Consider the following 2623-nt stretch of genomic DNA (forward strand, 5'->3'; position numbering starts at 1 on the left):
AATTCACCTGATTGTGATCGTTTCTGTTGCAAACGTCGTAGACATTGCAGAGAATGTGATGAGCATAAACATGAACATAAACATGAATGCGAGCATGATCGTAGAGATGATTTTTAAAAATTAATTAAAAGAAAAACCTTTCCTTTAATTTATAAATCAATTTAAAAGAAAAACACCTATTAAAAAATAGGTGTTTTTCTTTTTTAAATGTTACCTAACTGAACATAAATAACAAACCATTTCATATAGCGGACATATACTATTGTAAGGTCGGCATCCAAAAGACCCAAATAAATACCCATGCCAAGAAATAAAACTACAAAGTATTTCTTGGCACCTTCTACATAAAATAAAAACAGATTTATTAAGAATGTACAAACCTAATTAAAAATCTATACATATGATACATTATACCTTTCTATTTACTACCTTTCATAAAAAAACAAAAAAAGATAAGGGCCCTCTCCCTTATCTTTTAATATTATTTATTAATATTAAACTACTCTTCGAACACTAATAACATCTAGGCTAGTCACATTAATGTTCGCAGCAGCATCAACCCAAATAAGAAATCCATCCTCTATACGGATAAAGACTCCTGTTCCATCGATCTGATCTCCACCGGAAAAAACATTAATTCTGTCGCCTTCTCGTAAACCATTTAATCTTCTACGCCCTTCAAAATTCCCCACTTTTCTCACCTCCTCAAACTCTCTTCTTCTTCTTCGGTTTCTATTACATTCATCACATTCACATCTGCGATTTCTATTACATTCATCACATTCACATCTACGATTAAAAGACATTTAACATACCCCCTTTTTCTAAATCCCCTAAAAAATTACTTGTACTGTATTCTATGAAAATCAAAAATCATTTGATTAGACTTTCTTCCTCTATCAAATATCTAATTAACCAACTTATTAAAAATAAAAATTACTAAATTCCACGATTGTACAAGCCATTTATTATCACTTACATAAACTACAAATAAGATGATAATCATCTTACACTACCCCAAAACCCCAAATTACCTTCTCAACAGCTATCTTTAAAAGATAGCAAAAAAAGACAGTTTCTTTACTGTCTTTTTTTAAGTACGATCAAAAATGTGCAACTTTCACTTTACCGTTTCACTGAACTCCTTGTAGTCTTGCTATAACGTATTCTTTAGATACCTGATTTGTCCAATCCCTCCTATGTTAAACATAGATCCCTATATTTAAATTAGCGGATTCCCTAAAGATATAATATAATTTACTAAAATAGGGGTAACGTCAGGAAAATGAAAAAACCACCCTAAGGTGGTCTTCTTATGTAGGATGGGAAGACATCGGTCTTCCCTTCGAGTTGCCTCGATGGAAGGGGCGTTTTGTTTCCAAAACTGTTCTTCCTGATTACATAGTATTCAAAAAGAACCGTTTGGTTCCTGTTTATTAAAATTGTGTATCTGACCCTTAATTTGGAGTGTGAATGCTGGCTTTTTATTCCACGTTCCCTTGGATACGCGCCTCTACACCCTCATGGTTATCAAATAACTTTCGCGGCATAAACGCATAGGAGTCAGTGAATTACTTCCAAAATTGATACCATTTCTTTTCATTATTTGCCGCAATCATTTGTTTTACTTCTTGAAGTTCTCGCATAACAGTTATAACGGCTTTATCTCGATCTATAATCTGTTTATTTTCTATAACATTTGAATCCATTAATAATTTTTGCTGCGATTCCAATAAGCTTGTTAACTGAGTTATTTGTTCACTTTGCATTTGTAATTGTCTTTGTTGTATATCCACTGTACTTTTTAATTCTTGTAATAACTCTTTTAAATCATCCGATTCAGGAGTTATAACAGTCATATCTGTATCTTTAGCCTTCAATCCTTCTTCCTCTAAAAGGAGTTTACAAGCATCTTCTAATGTAACTTGCGGCATACTTTTCAACTCTACTAATCTTTGTAACAATTTCAAATCATAATCACCAAAGATAACTCGTTCTCGCTCATCACGTTTAAAAGCATAACAGTTATAACTCTCAATTAACAAATAATACTTTTTAACCGTAGAAGGTGATATTTTCAATCTTTTCGCAACCTGAGATACATTCTCATAAATTATAGGAGTCATAATAGTCATAACCTCCTTTTTTAACATTTAAATTTCGATATAACAGTTATAACTCCTTTATCTTATCATCACAACTGAAACTTTTGATATTTTCCTATTCCTTAATTAATAATCAAATAAATGTTCTTCCCTATGCTTCGCTAATTTTCTTATATCTTTCCTTATTTTTAGTCTCTCGGCTTAGCGACAACAATACATTATCCATTCCTATCCCAACAACAATAGAATATGCCCTACGGGACACTCCGGCTTCGCCGATAACGAACAAGCCATACAAGAACAAAAACCTTGGACTTCGCTCAAATCCACTGAGTAGATTTTTCCTATCCACCTCCTAATGTCATAAAAATAAAGAGTGAGAGGAATTCATCACACCTGAAAATCACCTAAAATTAAAAAAGACCACCCTAGGATGGTCTTTTTATGTAGGGTGGGAAGACATCGGTCTTCCCTTCGGGTTGCCCCGATGGAAATGGCGTTTTGTTTCCAAAACTGTT

Annotated in this window: 2 protein-coding genes; both read right to left on the reverse strand. The window is 32.9% G+C overall.

Translation table 11 applies throughout. The features are described from left to right. Positions 1-494 precede the first annotated feature (494 nt). Entirely contained in the window at positions 495-806 is a 312-nt protein-coding gene (locus BAU28_RS19055; RefSeq protein WP_071719584.1) for a hypothetical protein, read from the reverse strand. A 765-nt stretch (positions 807-1571) separates the two neighbouring features. Beyond that, positions 1572-2126 (reverse strand): DUF3967 domain-containing protein, encoded by a 555-nt coding sequence (locus tag BAU28_RS19060; RefSeq protein WP_025150421.1) that lies wholly within the window; start codon positions 2124-2126, stop codon positions 1572-1574. Positions 2127-2623: the final 497 nt, after the last annotated feature.

The sequence above is a fragment of the Bacillus paramycoides genome, assembly GCF_001884235.1.
Classification (GTDB): Bacteria; Bacillota; Bacilli; order Bacillales; family Bacillaceae_G; genus Bacillus_A; species Bacillus_A paramycoides.

Bases quoted from the DNA above. Each gene is read 5' to 3' on its own strand.
- BAU28_RS19055 (WP_071719584.1), bottom strand. From the start codon at position 806: ATGTCTTTTAATCGTAGATGTGAATGTGATGAATGTAATAGAAATCGC.
- BAU28_RS19060 (WP_025150421.1), bottom strand. From the start codon at position 2,126: ATGACTCCTATAATTTATGAGAATGTATCTCAGGTTGCGAAAAGATTG.